Source organism: Neisseria sp. P0009.S010 (genome assembly GCF_051958545.1).
GTDB classification, from domain to species: Bacteria; Pseudomonadota; Gammaproteobacteria; order Burkholderiales; family Neisseriaceae; genus Neisseria; species Neisseria subflava_A.
In genome coordinates, this window is sequence record NZ_JBQCVH010000050.1 from 1 (window position 1) to 250 (window position 250).

Sequence of the window (250 nt, forward strand, 5' to 3'; positions counted from 1 at the left end):
CGGAATCATTGGGTTTAAAGGGTCCGTAGGCGGGCCTGTAAGTCAGTGGTGAAATCTCCCCGCTCAACGGGGAAACGGCCATTGATACTGCAGGCCTTGAATTATTAGGAAGTAACTAGAATATGTAGTGTAGCGGTGAAATGCTTAGAGATTACATGGAATACCAATTGCGAAGGCAGGTTACTACTAATGGATTGACGCTGATGGACGAAAGCGTGGGTAGCGAACAGGATTAGATACCCTAGTAGTC

At 46.8% G+C, this 250-nt stretch carries 1 rRNA gene; it reads left to right on the forward strand.

From position 1 onward, the window contains the following. A 16S ribosomal RNA gene (locus ACTHSN_RS10860) occupies positions 1–250 on the forward strand; the annotation flags it as partial.